The organism is Pseudaquabacterium terrae (assembly GCF_013266755.1).
Classification (GTDB): Bacteria; Pseudomonadota; Gammaproteobacteria; order Burkholderiales; family Burkholderiaceae_C; genus Pseudaquabacterium; species Pseudaquabacterium terrae.
Window position 1 is genome coordinate 812,407 of record NZ_JABRWJ010000002.1, and the last position, 16,255, is coordinate 828,661.

Annotated in this window: 12 protein-coding genes; 7 read left to right on the plus strand and 5 right to left on the minus strand. The window is 69.3% G+C overall.

What is annotated here, in order from left to right; all coding sequences use genetic code 11:
* The first annotated feature begins 49 nt into the window (after positions 1–49).
* Positions 50–1,483, plus strand: a complete 1,434-nt coding sequence (locus tag HLB44_RS08840) for an FAD-binding oxidoreductase (RefSeq protein WP_173122170.1) — start codon at positions 50–52, stop codon at positions 1,481–1,483.
* Positions 1,484–1,664: 181 nt separating this feature from the next.
* Here the strand turns inward: HLB44_RS08840 and HLB44_RS08845 are convergent, their stop codons facing one another.
* Both HLB44_RS08845 and HLB44_RS08850 read right to left on the minus strand, forming a co-directional pair.
* Positions 1,665–2,987 (minus strand): ATP-binding protein, encoded by a 1,323-nt coding sequence (locus HLB44_RS08845; RefSeq protein ID WP_173122171.1) that lies wholly within the window; start codon positions 2,985–2,987, stop codon positions 1,665–1,667.
* Between the two features lie 32 nt (positions 2,988–3,019).
* On the minus strand, positions 3,020–3,742 hold the full coding sequence (locus HLB44_RS08850; protein ID WP_173122172.1) for a response regulator: 723 nt from the start codon (positions 3,740–3,742) through the stop codon (positions 3,020–3,022).
* 173 nt (positions 3,743–3,915) lie between these two features.
* Between HLB44_RS08850 and HLB44_RS08855 the strand changes: the two genes are divergently transcribed.
* From HLB44_RS08855 to HLB44_RS08870, 4 genes are all read left to right on the plus strand, one after another.
* Positions 3,916–4,644, plus strand: coding sequence for an ABC transporter ATP-binding protein (locus tag HLB44_RS08855; protein ID WP_343051257.1), 729 nt, complete (start codon positions 3,916–3,918; stop codon positions 4,642–4,644).
* Positions 4,641–6,062 carry a DUF3526 domain-containing protein gene (locus HLB44_RS08860; RefSeq protein ID WP_173122173.1) on the plus strand — a complete coding sequence of 474 codons (1,422 nt, stop codon included), beginning with the start codon at positions 4,641–4,643 and terminating at the stop codon, positions 6,060–6,062. The genes HLB44_RS08855 and HLB44_RS08860 overlap by 4 nt, the downstream gene beginning before the upstream one ends.
* Positions 6,059–7,456 carry a DUF3526 domain-containing protein gene (locus HLB44_RS08865; RefSeq protein WP_173122174.1) on the plus strand — a complete coding sequence of 466 codons (1,398 nt, stop codon included), beginning with the start codon at positions 6,059–6,061 and terminating at the stop codon, positions 7,454–7,456. Before HLB44_RS08860 ends, HLB44_RS08865 begins: the two co-directional genes overlap by 4 nt.
* 145 nt (positions 7,457–7,601) lie before the next feature.
* A complete protein-coding gene (locus HLB44_RS08870) occupies positions 7,602–8,177 on the plus strand; it encodes a CHRD domain-containing protein (RefSeq protein ID WP_173122175.1) in 576 nt (191 codons plus the stop codon).
* Positions 8,178–8,194: 17 nt separating this feature from the next.
* Here the strand turns inward: HLB44_RS08870 and HLB44_RS08875 are convergent, their stop codons facing one another.
* Entirely contained in the window at positions 8,195–10,060 is a 1,866-nt protein-coding gene (locus HLB44_RS08875) for an ATP-binding protein (RefSeq protein WP_173122176.1), read from the minus strand.
* Positions 10,061–10,277: 217 nt separating this feature from the next.
* Between HLB44_RS08875 and HLB44_RS08880 the strand changes: the two genes are divergently transcribed.
* Positions 10,278–12,482, plus strand: a complete 2,205-nt coding sequence (locus tag HLB44_RS08880) for a S8 family serine peptidase (protein ID WP_173122177.1) — start codon at positions 10,278–10,280, stop codon at positions 12,480–12,482.
* A gap of 62 nt (positions 12,483–12,544) precedes the next feature.
* Here HLB44_RS08880 and HLB44_RS08885 read toward each other — a convergent pair whose 3' ends face one another.
* Complete coding sequence (locus HLB44_RS08885; protein WP_173122178.1) at positions 12,545–14,140, minus strand: winged helix-turn-helix domain-containing protein; 1,596 nt, start codon at positions 14,138–14,140, stop codon at positions 12,545–12,547.
* A gap of 163 nt (positions 14,141–14,303) precedes the next feature.
* On the opposite strand from HLB44_RS08885, the gene HLB44_RS08890 reads away from it, so the two are divergent.
* On the plus strand, positions 14,304–15,059 hold the full coding sequence (locus tag HLB44_RS08890; RefSeq protein WP_173122179.1) for an SDR family oxidoreductase: 756 nt from the start codon (positions 14,304–14,306) through the stop codon (positions 15,057–15,059).
* Between the two features lie 107 nt (positions 15,060–15,166).
* Here HLB44_RS08890 and HLB44_RS08895 read toward each other — a convergent pair whose 3' ends face one another.
* Positions 15,167–16,153: an ABC transporter substrate-binding protein gene (locus tag HLB44_RS08895; RefSeq protein WP_173122180.1), complete on the minus strand. Its 987-nt coding sequence runs from the start codon at positions 16,151–16,153 to the stop codon at positions 15,167–15,169.
* Between the last annotated feature and the right edge of the window lie 102 nt (positions 16,154–16,255).

Sequence of the window (16,255 nt, forward strand, 5' to 3'; positions counted from 1 at the left end):
GCCGGGGTCCCCGGTGTTCCGATGTGGCCATTCGAGAAAGGAGTACCCGATGACCACACCGACGACCGCGGAAGCCTGCCGCAGCAGCAGCGCCTCGACCGCCGTGCAGATCGACGGGTTCCGAGGACCGCTGATCGGGCCCGATCACGCCGACTACGACATCGCCCGTGCCGTGTGGAACGCGGCCATCGATCGGCGCCCGCGCCTGATCGCGCGCTGCATAGCGGCCGCCGACGTGGCCGCCGCCGTGCGTTTCGCCCGCGACCACGATCTGGAGATTGCCGTACGGGGCGGCGGCCACAACGTCGCGGGCACCGCCGTCTGCGACGACGGCATCGTCATCGACCTGTCGGCGATGCGGGCCGTGCGCGTCGATCCCGCCCAGCGCAGCGCCTGGGTGCAGGGCGGTGCGCTGTGGGGCGACGTCGATCGCGAGACACAGGCGCACGGCCTGGCCACGACCGGCGGCATCGTCAGCCACACCGGCGTCGCCGGGCTCACCCTCGGCGGCGGCGTCGGCTGGCTGATGCGCAAGCACGGCCTGACGGTCGACAACCTGCTCGCCGCGGATGTCGTGACCGCCGACGGCGAGCGGCTGCGCGCGTCCGCGGACGAGCACCCCGACCTGTTCTGGGCCCTGCAGGGCGGCGGCGGCAACTTCGGCGTGGTCAGCGCGTTCGAGTTCCGCCTCCACCGCGTCGGGCCCACCGTCCTGGCCGGGCCCCTCCTCTGGGACGCGAGCGACGCCGCGGAGGTCCTTCGCTTCTACCGCGACTTCGTGCGCGACGCGCCCGACGAGCTCGGCACGGTCGTGCGCTTCGGCACCGCGCCGCCGCTGGCGGCCATTCCCGAGCATCTGCACTGGCGCCCGGTGCTGATGGTCGGCCTCTGCTACAGCGGGCCGATCGAGCGCGGCGAGCAGCTGCTCGGCCCGCTGCGCGCATGCCGCACGCCGCTGCTCGACCTGGTCGGTCCCGCGCCGTACGCCGGATTCCAGAGCGCACTCGACTCGACCGTCGTCCACGGCTGGAACTACTACTGGAAGTCCACCCACCTGCCGGCGCTGCGCGACGACCTCGTCGACACGCTCGTCGAGCACGCGTTCTCCGGTTCGTCGCCACGCTCGTACGCGGCGATGTTCCATCTGAAGGGGGCGGTGAGCCGGGTGGCCGAGGGCGCGACGGCGTTCGGCAACCGGCAGGCGTCGCACGCGATCACGCTCGATGCCGTGTGGCGGCCCGGCGAGGACTTCGGCGACCGCGACACCGCCTGGGCGCGGAGGTTCTTCGCCGCGCTCGGCCGCTACCGCGAAGGCGTCTACGTCAACTTCCTCGGCGGCGACGAAGACCCCGGCCGCGTGCGCGAGGCGTACGGCGACGCCGTCTATGAGCGGCTGGTGGACGTGAAGACGAGGTACGACCCCGACAACGTCTTCCACCACAACCAGAACATCCGCCCGCGGGTGCTTGCGGACAGATCGTGACGCAGCGATCACTCGGGCAAAGCCGGCCAGCCGCAGTCCGTTCGCCAGCTGCGCCAGGTCGTCCGCGCGATGGACCAAGCGTTGAATCGACCGTTGGAGTGCACTGATCGGGCGTGCGCTTCGCGAAGGTTGGGCGCCGATCAACCCGCGGCGACAGCCACGGGCGCCCATGCCGTGGCCTTCACCGAAGTGGCAGGCGCATGGTCACCAGCAGCCCGCTCGGCGACCGGTTCGCGAGTTCCAAGTGCCCCCCGTGTCCCTCGGCCACGGCCCTCACGATGGCCAGCCCGAGGCCGAACCCGCCGTGCGCCGCCTCCCGCGCCGCCGACAGCCGCGCGAAAGGCTCCACGACGCGCGGCAGATCCTCGCCCGGCACGCCCGGCCCGGTGTCGCTGACCCGGAGCAGCGCGTCGCCACCCTCGATCGCCAGCGTCACGCAGGCACCGCTCGCGTACTTGTTCGCGTTGTCGATGAGGTTGCGCAGCGCACGCGCGAGTGCGTCGGGTCGCACCGGCCAGGGCAGGGATGCGGGGCCGTCGTAGCTTGCCACCTGCCCCATGGCGACGTGGTCCGCGCACTCGCTGCGCGCGAGGGCGGCCAGATCAACGCGGCGCCGAGGTTCCTCGCGCGATTCGCCCTGGAGGTAGGCCAGGGCCGATGCCGCCATCCGCGTCATCTTGTCGATGCTCCTGATCAGTTCCGCGCGCAGAACCGGGTCCTCGACCAACTCGGCCTGGATGCGCAGCGCCGTCAATGGCGAGCGCAGGTCGTGGCCAATGGCCGCGAGCGTCTGCGTGCGGCGCGTCATATCGTCGGCAATGCGCTGCTGCATGGCGTTGAAGGCGTCGATCGCACGCCGCAAGTCCTCCGGCCCGGAGCGCGGCACGGTTCGAACCACGCGGCCGGCGTCGAATTGCTGCGCTGCTTCCGTCAACCGCGCCAAGGGCCGTCCCAGGCGGTGCGCGAACCACACTGCGGCCAGCCCCACGACGAGAAATGCCGCCCCGGACCGCATCAGCCAGGCCACCAGCTCGGAATGCAGATGCCACTCGTGCGGATGAATCTCGGCGTTGAGCCAGCCGCCGGACGCCAGACGGATTGAGATCACCAGGCCCGAGAGAGGAAAACGCATCTCGTCCGGTCTGCAGCGGGCATACGCGAAGTCCTCGCGTTGCAGCATGACCCGATCGACCTGCACGCCACCTTCCGGCAGCCGCAGCCTGGCGGCCAGCTCGGTCCGAACCTGAACCGCTTCGCGTTCCGTGCCCTGGGTTGCCGCGGGCTCGCTGGTGACCGTATAGCCCTCATGGCAGAACGAAGTGGCTGCCAGGAACGCTTCGCGGCGCTCGGGTGGCAAGTGTTCCAGCGCCTGGCGTGCCTGCCACAGCCGATGCACCGTCGACGCGTGGCCGGCCCAGGAGACCAGATCGTCCTGATCGGCCATCTCCAGCGCGGTCAGGATCGCCAACAGCACCACGAATGACGCGACGACGACGGCGGTCATCTGGGCAGCGAGCCCGCGGGGCCAGATCCGGATCACGCGAGCCACGTCAGCTCGGCCGCGAACACATAGCCGCTGCCCCACCTGGTAAGAATGAGCCGCGGCCGCTGCGCGTCGGGCTCGATCTTCCGGCGCAGCCGGCTGACCTGGTTGTCGATGCTTCGATCGAACAACTGTGCCTCCCGCCCGCGGGTCAGATCCAGCAGTTGGTCCCGCGTCAGCGTCAGCCCGGCACGCACCACGAAGGCCACCAGCAACGCGTGCTCTCCGCTCGAAAGCGCCACTGTCTCGCCGTCCTCGCCATGCAGCTCCGGCTGCGCGAGATCGAATTGCCAGCGATCGAACCGCACCACGCCGGCCTCCTGGCGCCGCCGGCGTGGCAGGGCCTCGGCTCGACGCAGGATGGCCTTGACGCGCGCCACCAGCTCCCGCGGGTTGAATGGCTTCGGCAGATAGTCGTCCGCGCCCAGTTCCAGCCCCAGGATGCGGTCGATCTCGTCGCTCCGCGCGGTGAGGAGCAAGACGGGCGGGCCGCCGCGATCACGCAGTCGGCGGCAGATGCTCAGGCCATCCTCTCCCGGCATCATCACGTCGAGCACGATCAGGTCGGGATGCGAGGCACCGAGCGCAGCGTCGAGCTCCCTGCCGTTGGCAGCCAGCGCCGTGCGGAACCCGTGCTGCTCGAGAAAGCGCGCCAATGGCCGGCGGATGTCCGGATCGTCGTCGACGATAAGGACGTGGGGCCGCGTCTCCGTCATGCCGCCGCATCGTAGCGGGGCGCCGCCATCGGCGCCGGCGCAAGGCGGGCGGGACTTTGTCGCAGTTTGTCGCGAGCCCCCGCGCGGGGCACAGGTTGCGACCATCGGGCCCGCGGCCGGCACAGATTCCGCAGCACGCGCCGCCTAGCCTTCCGTTCACACGGAGGACTTCGATGCATGCCTTGCTGGATGCCCAGGGCTTGACCAAGTCGTTTGGACAAGTCACCGCCCTGCACCCCCTGGATCTCCAGGTCGGTGCGGGAGAGATCGTCTGCCTGCTGGGCGCGAACGGCGCTGGCAAGACCACCACCCTCAATCTGTTTCTCGGCTTCCTCACGCCCACGGGCGGAACGGCGTTGGTGGATGGAATCGATGTCGCCAAGGCCACCCGCTCGGCGCGCCGGGCGCTGGCCTACATCCCGGAGCAGGTGGCGCTGTACCCCTCCCTCAGCGGCCTGGAGAACCTGGCGTTCTTCGACCGCATGGCCGGCGGGCGCCGACGGGTGGTCGAACTCGTGCAGCTGCTGGAGCGCGTGGGCCTCGATGCGGCCAGCGCGGGCCAAGCGGCGGGCACGTACTCCAAGGGCATGCGCCAGAAAGTGGGCATCGCCATCGCACTGGCCAAGGACGCCCGCTGCCTGCTGCTCGACGAGCCGCTCTCCGGCCTGGATCCGATGGCTGCCAATGCCTTCTGTGGCCTGCTCGCGGCACTCGGGCAGGACGGGCGCGCCGTCCTGATGGCCACGCACGATCTGTTCCGCGCCAAGGAAGTCGGCACGCGCATAGGCATCATGAAACAGGGCCGGCTGGTGGAGCAGGTGAGCGCCGCCACCGTCGATGCACGTGAGCTGGAGCGCATCTACCTCGATCACATGAAGATGCCGCGGGAGGGCGCGACATGATCCGGGCGCTGCTGATCAAGGAGCTGCGCCTGCTGTGGCGCCATCGAACCGCCGGCTGGCTTGCGTTGACGTTGCTCGTGGCGGTACCGGCGGCGGCGCTGCTCGCGGTCCAGCGGGTGGAGCGCTTCGAGTTCGAACGGCACTCGGCCCAGGCGGCCGATCGAGTGCTGTGGGATGCACAGGGCGTGCGCAATCCGCACGCTGCCGCGCATTTCTCGCGTTATGCCTTCAAGTCCATGTCGCCGCTGGCCGCTTTCGATCCCGGCGTGGTCGATCACGCGGGCCTGGCCGTGTGGATGGAGGCGCATCAGCAAAGCCCTCCCGTCTATCGCCGCGCCGAGGACCAGGCTGCGGATCTGCGCCTGGCCGCCTTGACGCCAGCCTGGCTTCTTCAGGTCGTCGCCCCGCTCCTGCTCCTCATCGCACTCCATCCGGCGATTGCCGGCGAGCGCGAAGACGGCACCTTCCGGCACCTCGCCGCCGCGGGCGCGGGGACTGCCGCGGTGGTCGCCGGCAAACTTGGCGCCGCGGTGGCCGCCCTGGCCGTCGTGCTGCTGCCTGCGGTGGCGGCCGCCCTGGTCGTCGCGGCCTCCTGCGCGCACACGCCCGCGCTGCCGGACCTGGCTCTGCGGTCAGCCGGGCTCTTGCTGGCCTACGGAGGCGGCCTGTTGATCTTCGCGCTGGTGTCGCTGGGCGTCTCTGCGCTGTGCAGGCAGCGTCGCACCGCACTGCTCGCCTTGATGGTGCTCTGGCTCGCCACGGCGATCGTCGTGCCGCGCCTGGGTACGGACCTGGCGCTCGAGCGCCATCCCGAGCCCGACGCGCAGACGTTCAGGACTGCCCTGGCCGCATCGGCGGACAGCCTGTGGTCGGACCGCGCGTTTCAGTCCAGGCAACTCGCGCAGGTGCTGGTTCGCCACGGCGTGGAGCGGGCTCAGGACCTGCCCTTCAATTACCTGGGGCTGCAGCTGCAGCTCAGCGAAGAACGGGCGCAGCCGAGGTTCGACGCGTTCTACGCGTCCATGAGTGCGCGCCACGCCGCGCAGGAGTCGGTGCTCGCGCGAGTGGCATGGGCATCGCCCGGCCTGGCGCTGGGCGTGCTGTCGTCGGGCCTCGCGGCAAGCGACCGTCTTCATCACACCGCCTTCGTGCGCGACGCCGAGCTGCAGCGGCGGCGCATCATGAAGCAGCTCAACGCCGACATCCAGGCCCACGCCGGCCACGATGGCACCGGCTACACCGCGGACGAACGCTTGTGGCGTGCCGTGGCTGATTTTCAGCACACGCCGGTTCCGTTCACCTTGGCCCAGGCACCGTACGCCGAGACGGCGCTCACGCTGCTGGTGCAGTTGATCGCGGCGTTGGCATTCGCCTGGTTCGCCGTCGCCCGAGCCCACTTGCGGAGCATCGCCGAATGATCCTCGCGACGCTGCGCCTTGAATGCCGGATCTTCTTCGCCACCCCGGCTGGCGGCCTCGCGTTCGTGCTGATGCTCGCCCTCAGCGTGTGCGCGCTCGTGGCCGGCGAGAGCCAGCACGCGCTGGACGAGCGCGCCCGGCAAGCGCATGCCCGCGCTGTACAGGGGGCATTCGAAGCGTGGAGGGGCGCACTGGTGCGCATCGAAGCCACGGGCATCGCCAAGTCGCCCCACGAAGCGCAGCCGATGAACTTGAGCGTGCCCGTGGCGCTGGCGCCGGGGCCGCTGCCCGCTTTCGCCCTCGGCCTGCGCGAGCTGCTGCCCTCGCAGGCCACGCTATCGCCCTGGAACACGTCCGCCACGGTGTTCCCGGCCTACCAGTTTCAGAACCCGACGCTCCTGGCGCTGGGTCGCTTCGACCTGAACTTCGTCACCATCGTGCTGCTGCCGTTGCTGATGATTGCAGTGTCTTCGGACACGCTCGGGCGCGAGCGCGCCCGCGGCACCTTGCGCCTGCTGCTGGCACAAGGCGCCCGGTTGGAAAGCCTGGCGGGGTGGCGGCTGATCCTTCGAAACACCTGGATCGTGCTGCCCTTGATGCTGGCGAGCGCAGCGTACGCGGCCTCGGCGGCACCGGTCGAATCCTGGATCTTCTATCTCCTCTGGCTGGCGGCCACCGGTCTTTACGCCGGTGTCTGGTTGGGCCTTATCGCCCTTGCCGTTGCGTGGTACCGGCGCACGGAGGCCGTGGCCGCGAGCCTTGTCGCCGCTTGGACGGCGGTCGTGCTTGTCCTGCCTGCCGTGCTGGCTGCCGCGGCTGAAGCGTCCTACCCCGCGCCATCGCGGCTTGCGTATCTGTCGGAGCTGCGCGCGGCGCAGATCGACGCCAGCCGCGAAGTGGATCGGCTGACCCGAGGTTATCTCCTCGATCATCCGGAGTTGACAATCAGCGATCAGGCCGCGCCCAGCTTCCATCGCGATGCCTACCTGGCCAACCTCGAGGTCGAGCGTCGAACCGCATCGATCCTGGCGGCCTTCGACCGATCGCGGGCCGATCGCCAGTCATCATTGGCCCGCGCTCAGTACGCCTCCGCGGCACTCGTCGCACAGAGGCTGCTGAATCGGCTCGCGGGGGCGGACGAGGCGCGGTACTGGCGGTTCCAAGCCGGCGTTCGCGCATGCCTGGCTCACTTGGCCGACGCAGTGGGGCCGTCGGTCGTCTCCGGTCAACGGATTCGCTTGGCAGAGGTGGAGGGCGCAACCGCTTGCGCTATCGATCCTCCGTCGCTGCGGGAACTCATCGTCGAATCTCGATGGCCGGTGTTCTATCTGGTCTCGCTCGCAGCGGTGCTGTTGCTGTTTGCGCGACGGCGCCTTCGACGGCCGCCGGACTGAAGGCCGGATCGATGGACCTTCAGCGCACGATGCCGTGGAATGGCGGCCGCCCGGCGCCCGTACACCGTCAGGCGCCCAGGATCGGCGGCGTGTCGGTCCGGTGCCCGAACAACGCACGTGCGTGGTCATCACGCGGGAGACCTCCATGACCTTCGAGCTTCGAAATCCTGTCCTGGCGTGTTCATTGGCGGCCCTGGCTGTCCTGTCCGGCGGGTCGGCCCTGGCCGACAAGGGCGGGAACGACAACCGCACGGTCGGCGCCCAATTGAGCGGCTTCCAGGAAGTGCCGGTTGTCTCGACCAAGGGCAGCGGCGAATTCAAGGCGAAGATCAACAGCCAGACGAACGAGATCGAGTACGAGTTCAGCTACGCCGACATGCAGGCGACAGTGCTGCAGGCGCACATCCACCTCGGGCAGCGCGGTGTCAACGGCGGCATCATGGTCTGGCTGTGCCAGTCGGCCGCCAACCCCGCGCCCGCCGCGGTGGCGGGCTTCACGCCGGTGTGCAGCAGCCCGGCGTTCTCGTCCGGCGGCATCATCAACGCGGCCAGCATCGTCGGGCCGGGCGGCGCACAGCAGCTGGGCGCCGGCGAGCTGGCCGAGTTGGTGGCCGCGTTCCGCGCGGGCGTCGCGTACGTCAACGTGCACACCGCCACGTCGCCAGGTGGGGAGATTCGCGGGCAGATCCGCTCGGGCAGCGGACACGGGCACGGGCACTGACGCCGGCGGACCACGAATCACCACTGCGTGGCCGGATTCGTCCGCTGCCCGGTCCAGCGCTCGATCGCGGCCGAGAGCTGCGCGCTGCTGACCGGCTTGGTCAGGAAGCCGTCCATGCCCGCTTCGATGCAGCGGTCGCGGTCGGTCGCCAGCGAATCCGCCGTGAGCGCGACGATGGGCAGATGCGCGCCGTTCGGCCGCTCGGCGTGGCGGATGCGGCGCGCGGCTTCGTAGCCGTCCATCACCGGCATGTGGCAGTCCATGAACACGATGTCGTAGTGGCCCAGCGCGGCGGCCGTGTGGGCGGCGTCGCCATCGGCCACCACGTCGACCTCGCAGCCGAGCTGCCGCAGCATCTGCTCGACCAGCATCTGGTTCGTCAGGTCGTCCTCGGCCAGCAGCACCGAGACGGACAGCTCGGCGTGGCCGTCGTCGGCGGCATCGTGCGCGGCCGGCAGCGGCGTTTCGGCCGGTGCCTCCGCCAGCGGCAGGTCGACCCAGAAGTGCGAGCCTGAACCGACGCGGCTCTCCACGCGCACCTGGCCGCCCATCAATTCGGCCAGTTCCTTGACGATGGCCAGCCCCAGGCCGCTGCCGCTGTGGCGCCGGGTGCTCGAGCTGTCGCCCTGGGTGAAGGCGCCGAAGATCGACTCCACCTGCTCCGGCGCGATGCCGATGCCGGTGTCGTGCACCGACAGGCGCACGCGCAGCGGCGCGGGCTCGAGCACCCGGACCTCCAGGATCACCGAGCCGCGCTCGGTGAACTTGACGGCGTTGTGCAGCAGGTTCACCAGCAGCTGGCGCAGGCGCACCGGATCGGCCAGCACCCGCGCCGGCAGCGAGCGCGACACCGTGCCGGACAACACGATCGGCTTGTCGCGCGCGGTGATCTGCACCAGCTCCACCGCCTCGGCGGCGAGGGCGCGCAGGTCGACGCCGGCGAGGTTGAGCGTGAGATTGCCGGCTTCGATGCGCGACAGGTCGAGCACGTCGTCGATCAGCGCCAGCAGCGCCGTGGCTGAGCGGTGCGCCGTGCGCACGTAGCGCTGCTGCGTGGGCGTGAGCGGCGAGGCGATGAGCAGCTCGGCCGCGCCGAGGATGCCGTTCATCGGCGTGCGGATCTCGTGGCTGGTGACCGCCAGGAACTGCGACTTTGCGAGGTTCGCCTGCTCGGCATTCAGGCGCGCCTGCCGCAGCTCCACCGCCTGCTGCTCCAGCGCCTGCGCCTTCTGCTCGAGGCTGACGACCAGCGAGCGCGCGGCGTGGATCGCCTGCTGCGTACGCTGGCGCAGCCGCTCGGTCACCAGGCCGGCCAGCGACAGGTACAGGCCCAGCAGGTACAGCGTGACGGCGATGCCCAAGCGATCGGGCCAGAACGCGCGTGCCGGATCGTGCAGGCTGATCCAGACCGAGTAGCCCAGGTAGGCCGCGGTGATCACATGCCCGAAGTACAGCGCGCGCCGGAAGCCGTTGCCGACCTGGTCGACGACGCGGATCAGCAGGAAGTAGGCGAAGAACAGGTTGCCGCTCTCCAGGTGGTGCAGGCTGCCCATCCAGACCAGGATGTCCAGGTGGAACAGCAGCAGGCTCAGGTCGACGCGGCCGCTGCGGCCGTAGCCGAAGCGCAGCACGAGCCCGGCGCCGGCGGCGTACGACAGGTTCACCGCGACGAGGGCCAACAGCGGCGGCTGGGGAAACGGCGCGCCGCTGCGCCAGTCCTGCAGCACGGCCATGATGCACAGGATGACGAAGCCGATGGCGCGCAGGGCGGGGATCTGGCGGGTGTAGAGGCGGCGCGCGTTGGCGGCTTTGCGGTGCTGCAGGAGCGACTCGTCCAGCGTGAAGCCGGTGTCGGGTTCGATAGCTGCGGCGTTGCGTTTCATAAAGCCCCGTCCCTGGGACCGCAGGGGGACATGATGGGGCTGTGGGGGGAGGGGCGCAATCCTCCGGGGGGCGGATGAGCGGGGGCCCGCATCCACGGGCAGGTCCGGGTATCTCCGACTCGACAGGGTCGGGGTGGCGAATAGTCTCCCCTCGTCCCTGTCCCGTCGTGCCCCGCCTCACGAAGGTGGCGGCACGCCATCTCGAAGGATCGCCACCATGACCCCCACCCCTGTCGCTCGTCGCCTGACCCCGCTCGCATTGGCGCTCGCCGTTGCCGGCACCTTGTCGCTACCGGCCACGCCGGCACTGGCCGCGCCCGGCCAGAACAGCGATGCCAACGTGTCCACCCGGCCGCGCCAGGACACCAGCACGGCGCTGGTCCAGCTCAACGGCGACCCGCTCGCGACCTATGTCAAGACCAGGCCGGCCAAGGGCAAGAAGGTCGATTTCAGCAGCAACACGACCCGGTCCTACCGGGCCCAGCTGTCGGCGCTGCGCAATGACTACAAGGCCTGGCTGCGCGCGAACGTACCCGGTGCCAAGGTGACCGGCGAGTTCGACATCGCCCTGAACGCGGTCGCGGTGCAGCTCAATGGCGCATCGCTGGCCCAGGTGTCGGCGACGCCGATGGTCAAACATGCGCAATACCAGGGCCTGTACTACCCGAAGGTCACCGACCCCGACCTGGCGCTGATCGATGCGCCCGAGGCTTGGGCACAGGCCGGCGGCCCGGCCGGCGCCGGTGCGGGTGTCAAGGTCGCCATCGTCGACAGCGGCATCGACACCACGCACCCGTGTTTCAGCGACGCGGGTTATCCGGCGCAGACGCAGCTCGGCAACCGCAACTTCACCAACAACAAGGTCATCGCCGCCAAGGTCTTCAACAACAAGGTGCCGCAGCAACACTTCAGCGCCGAGGCGATCGACAGCCATGGCACCCACGTCGCCGGCACGGTGGCCTGCAACTTCGGCACGCCCGCGCCGGTGAACGGGGTGGTCACCTACGACATGTCCGGCGTCGCGCCGCGTGCGCTGCTCGGCAACTACAACGTGTTTCCCGGCGACGTCGGCAACGCACGCTCCGAGGACATCATGAATGCGCTCGAAGCGGCCTACGCCGACGGCTTCGACGTCGCCAACATGAGCCTGGGCGGCGGCGCGCACGGCGCGCAGGACCTGCTGACGATCGCGGTCGACAACCTCGACCAGGCCAACATGGTGGTCGCGGTGGCGGCGGGCAACGAAGGGCCGGGGCTGTTCACGGTGTCGTCTCCCGGCTCGGCGGCGCGCGCGCTGACGGCCGGGGCCAGCACGGTGCCGCACTTCATCGGCACACCGGTCACCGCCGGCGGCAACACCTACGGCGCGGCGTCGGGCGACTTCGCCGTCGTCAGCGCCGACCTGACCGCAGCGCTCGGCGTCGTCGCCGGTCCGATCGGCGGGCTCGGCGATGCGTGCGCCGCGCTGCCGGCGAACTCGCTGCTCGGGCGGATCGCGCTGGTGTCGCGCGGGACCTGCTTCTTCTCGGTCAAGATCCGCAACGCCGAGGCCGCCGGCGCAGTGGCGACGCTGGTCGCCAACAACGGCTTCGGCGACCCGAGCGCCATGGGCACCGACGGCCTGCCGAGCCAGCCGACCATTCCCGCCTACATGGTGTCGCAGGCGGCCGGCCAGGCGCTGAAGACGCTCGACGGCTCGCCCGCCACCATCGGTGCGGCGCTGCAGTATTTCCAGACGGTCAACGCCGACATCATGGCCGGGTTCAGCAGCCAGGGGCCGACCGACGTCGACTTCCGCGTCAAGCCCGACGTGGTGGCACCCGGCGCCAACGTGCTGAGCTCGATCCCGCACACGTTCTGCGCCGCTCCGCCGTGTTTTGCGTTCTTCAATGGCACCTCGATGGCGACGCCGCACCTGGCGGGCTCGGCCGCGGTGGTGCGCCAGCAGCGCCCCGGCTGGTCGGCCGCCGACGTGCGCTCGGCCATCGTCAACACCGCCGAGCGCGGCGTGCTGCGCAGCTTCTCGAATGGCGCGCTGCAGGACAACGTCAACATCAACGGCGCCGGGCGCGAGAACCTGCTCGCCGCCGTGAACGCCAAGGTGGCGCTCGACCCGGTGAGCCTGAGCTTCGGCGCGGTGCCATCGGGAAGCGGGCAGACGCGCCAGATGAGCGTCACGCTGACCAACCTGAGCGGGGCGGCGCAGACCTATTCGCTCGGCGTCAGCGGCCAGCCCGCGAGCGGCGTGGTCTACGGCGTCAACCCGGCGTCGCTGACGCTGGCTGCCGGCGCGAAGGCGAACGTGACGGTGACGATGAGCTCCAGCAAGGGGGCCTCGGCCGGTGGCCAGCAGGCGTATCTGGAAGTCAGCGCCGGCGGCGGCAACATCGCCCACGCGGCGTTGTTCACGCTGGTGAAGTGAACCTGGGCGGGCGGCGCTTCTAAAGCAGGCCCGCCCGTTTCAGCGCCAGATAGCGGTGAAGGTCACTCGGGCAGCCCGGCCAGCCGCAGTCCATTCGCGAGCTGTGCCAGGTCTTCCGGGCGATGGATCGGAAGCCACTCCGCAAGATTGGAGATCCGAAGCGACGGATCGAGCGTGCGCACGCGCTGCATCGCCTGCTTCGCCTTGTCCATTCGTCCGGCGAGCGCATGACTCGCGGCCACCACGCTGACCGCAGCCAGGAAGCTGGGCAGATTGCCGACGGCCTTTTCGGCCCAAGCCGAAGCGGCGTCGAAGCGACCCGCGAAGAAATGGGCCAACCCCATTCCGGCCTGCATCCTGAACAGTTCCGGATCCAGCGGACTCAGGCGAATGGCATGCGCCAGATGCTCGATCGCGGCGTCTGCTTCACCGTGGAGCGCGCGCAGGAACCCACCCAGGAACCATGCGGGGGCGAGGTTCGGATTGAGCAGCACGGCTCTGTCCAGCAGCGCGATGCCGCCATCGAGGTCGCCGGCGAGATGCGCGAGGGCATGGCCTCCTCGCGTGAGTGCCACGGCGTCGTCCCGGCCGATCTCCACCGCCAGCCTTGCCAGGCGGGTGCCCTCCGCAGTCTCCCAGTGCCGATCGGTCGTCCAGCCATTCACCTTGCGCCAGAAATGGCACCAGGCGGCCATGCCATAGGCCGATGCAAATTCCGGATCGAGCTCGATGGCCTTGCTGAACAAGGGCAGCGCCGCGTCGATGGATTCGTGAGTGCCGCTGTGCAGCTTCGCGATGCCGCGCAGGTAATAGTCGTAGGCGTCCAGGCTGTCCGTCGGCTTGCGCTTGGCGCGCTCGATCTCGGCCCGTTCGAGCTGCGGCGCGACCGCGCCGACGACGCTTTCCGCCATCTGGTCCTGCAGCTCGAAGATGTCGTCCAGGGTGCCTTCGAAGCGCTCGGCCCAGACATGCGTCCCGGTCGTGGCGTCGATGAGCTGCCCGGTGAGGCGCACCTTGCTGCCGGTCTTGCGCACGCTGCCTTCCAGCACGTAGCGCACGCCGAGCTCGCGGCCGACGTCCTTCACGTCCACTGCCCGGCCCTTGTAGGTGAAGCTCGAATTGCGCGCGATGACGAACAGCCAGCGCATGCGCGACAAGGCCGCGATGATGTCCTCCACCACGCCGTCGGCGAAGTACTCCTGCTCCGGATCGCCGCTCAGGTTGTGGAAGGGCAGGACGGCAATGGAGGGCTTGTCCGGAAGAACGAGCGCGGACGGCGCTTCCCTCGACTCACCGGCGCTGCGTTCGCGCACGCCTGAAGCGCCGCGCAGTCGCGCTTCCCCGAGCTCGCCGACCTGGACCTCGCCGACGAAGCGGAAGCCCTTGCGGGCGACCGTGCGGATCAGGTGCTGCTCCTCGCCGGTATCGCCGACGGCCTTGCGAACCCCGTTGATGTGGCTGGTGATCGTCGATTCCGAGACGATGCGGCCGTTCCAGACCGCTTGCAGCAGGTCGTCCTTGCTGACCACGCGGTCGCGGTTCCTCACGAGGTGCAGCAGCAGATCGAAGACCTGCGGCCCGACTGGCACGACTTGCGCGCGATGCGAAAGCTCCCGCCGTTCCGGGTCGAGCACGTAGTCACCGAACAGGAACCGCACTTCAGCTTTCCCCTAAGCCGATGGCCACGGCGCGCCTGGACGAAAAACCAAGCCATTCTGAAGACCGAACCAAGGTGCCGGCAAGGACTTGTCCGGGGCGCTCAGGCAATCTTCACGCACTCCGACAGCAACGGTTGCGGTCGGAACGAACGGAGAGAAAGCCATGAAGATCGTCATCATCGGAGGCACCGGCCTGATCGGAAAGAAGCTCGCCGGGATTCTGCGCGAGCGCGGCCATGAGGTGCTCGCAGCCGCTCCCAGCACCGGCGTCGACACCATCACCCGCGAGGGCCTGGCCCAGGCGGTCGACGGCGCCGATGTCGTCGTCGACGTGGCCAACGCGCCGGTGTGGGAAGACCAGGCCGTGCTCCAGTTCTTCGAGACCTCGGGTCGCAACCTGTTGGCCGCGGAAGCTGCCGCCGGCGTGCGCCACCATGTGGCCCTGTCGATCGTCGGCAGCGAACGGCTTCCCGACACGGGCTACTTCCGGGCGAAGGTCGCGCAGGAAGACCTCATCAAGGCGTCCGGCCGTCCCCACACCATCCTGCGTGCCACGCAGTTCTTCGAGTTTGTCGGCGGCATTGCCCAGTCGGCCACCATCGGCGACGAGATCCGCCTGTCGCCGGCGCTGATCCAGCCGATCGCGGCGCAGGACGTGGCACTGGCGCTGGCCGATGTCGCGGTCGCACCGCCGGTCAACGGCACGGTCGAGGTCGCCGGTCCCGAGGCCATGCCACTGGACGAACTGGTCAGGCGCTTCGTGCGCGGAACGAAGGATACGCGCAAGGTCGTGCCGGACGTGCACGCGCGCTACTTCGGCGGCCTGCTCTCCGATCGCACGCTCACGCCCGGGGCCAACCCGCGCATCGGCGCGATCCACTTCGAGGACTGGCTCGCGGCTCAAGCAGGGCGGCGCTAGTGATGGCGCGGCTACCACAAGAGAAAGGCCATCGTGGCACGTACCGCATCAGTACGACAGCCTCAACAGGGCGGTCGTCAGTCTGTTCATGGTTTCGCCTGAAGCGGTCACTCGATCACGCGGTCGGCGCGGATGCGCAGCGACTGCGGCACCTTGACCCCGAGCGCCTTCGCGGTCTGCAGGTTGATCACCAGGTGAAACTGCGTGGCCCGCTGAACCGGAACATCGCCCGGCCGCGCACCATCGAGGATCTTCGCCACCTGCCCGCCCATCATTGCGCCGACTTCGGCGTTGATGGCGCCGTACGCCATCAAGCCACCGGTGTCGGCGAAGAACGGAAAGGCATTCATGGACGGCAGCGAATGCTCGAGCCAGAACTGGGCGAGCTTGCGCGCCTGGGCGCCCAGGATCACGTCCGGGTAGACGAATACGGCGTCCGGCTTGATCTTCGCAATCTTCTCGAGGGCCGCCGGAATGCTGTCGCGGTCCTTGTACGGAACCATCTGAATCGCAATGCCGAGCTTCGGCGCGGCCTCCCGCGTCAGACGCCAGCCCAGCGGCGCATCCTCGGGATCGCCGAAGAACACCACCCGCCTTGCCTCGGGAAGCAGTTCCTTCAGGAGCTCGAGCCGCTTCGGGCTGAGCTCCGTCGTCATGCAAGTCGTCCCGGTGACGTTGCTTCCTGGGCGCGACAGCTTCGCTACATGCTCGAACGGGTCGCAGGAATACATGACGAGCGGCGTGCGCTTCACGACCTCTTGCACGATGCGGACGGCCCGGGTGCCAATGACCCAGATCACCTCGACCTTCAGCCGTTCGAGCTCTCTGGCCAGTGCGGGCAGACGCTCGTACTCGCCAATGCGAAGCTCGATCGTGAGATTCTTTCCCTCCACGTAGCCCTGCTTGGCCAAGGTCTCCTGGAACACGCGGACCAACTCGCTCGGAGGAGGCTTCGGCGCGTCCGGCGCGGGCGGCTTGCCCGGGACGAGGATCCCGATCCGGTGCATCGCCTCGGCCTTCTGCGGCCAGGCGTCTCGCGGCAGCAGAAATGCAATCGCGGCGATGAGCAGGAGCAACAGGAACGGCTTCTTCATCGGTGGGTCCCTTTCCCCAAACCGCGTCATTCGATCAGCCAGCCGGCACCGCTGCAGAGTCCGCCGGCGCTGCACCTCCCTCGCCAAGCAGCGAGCCGAGTC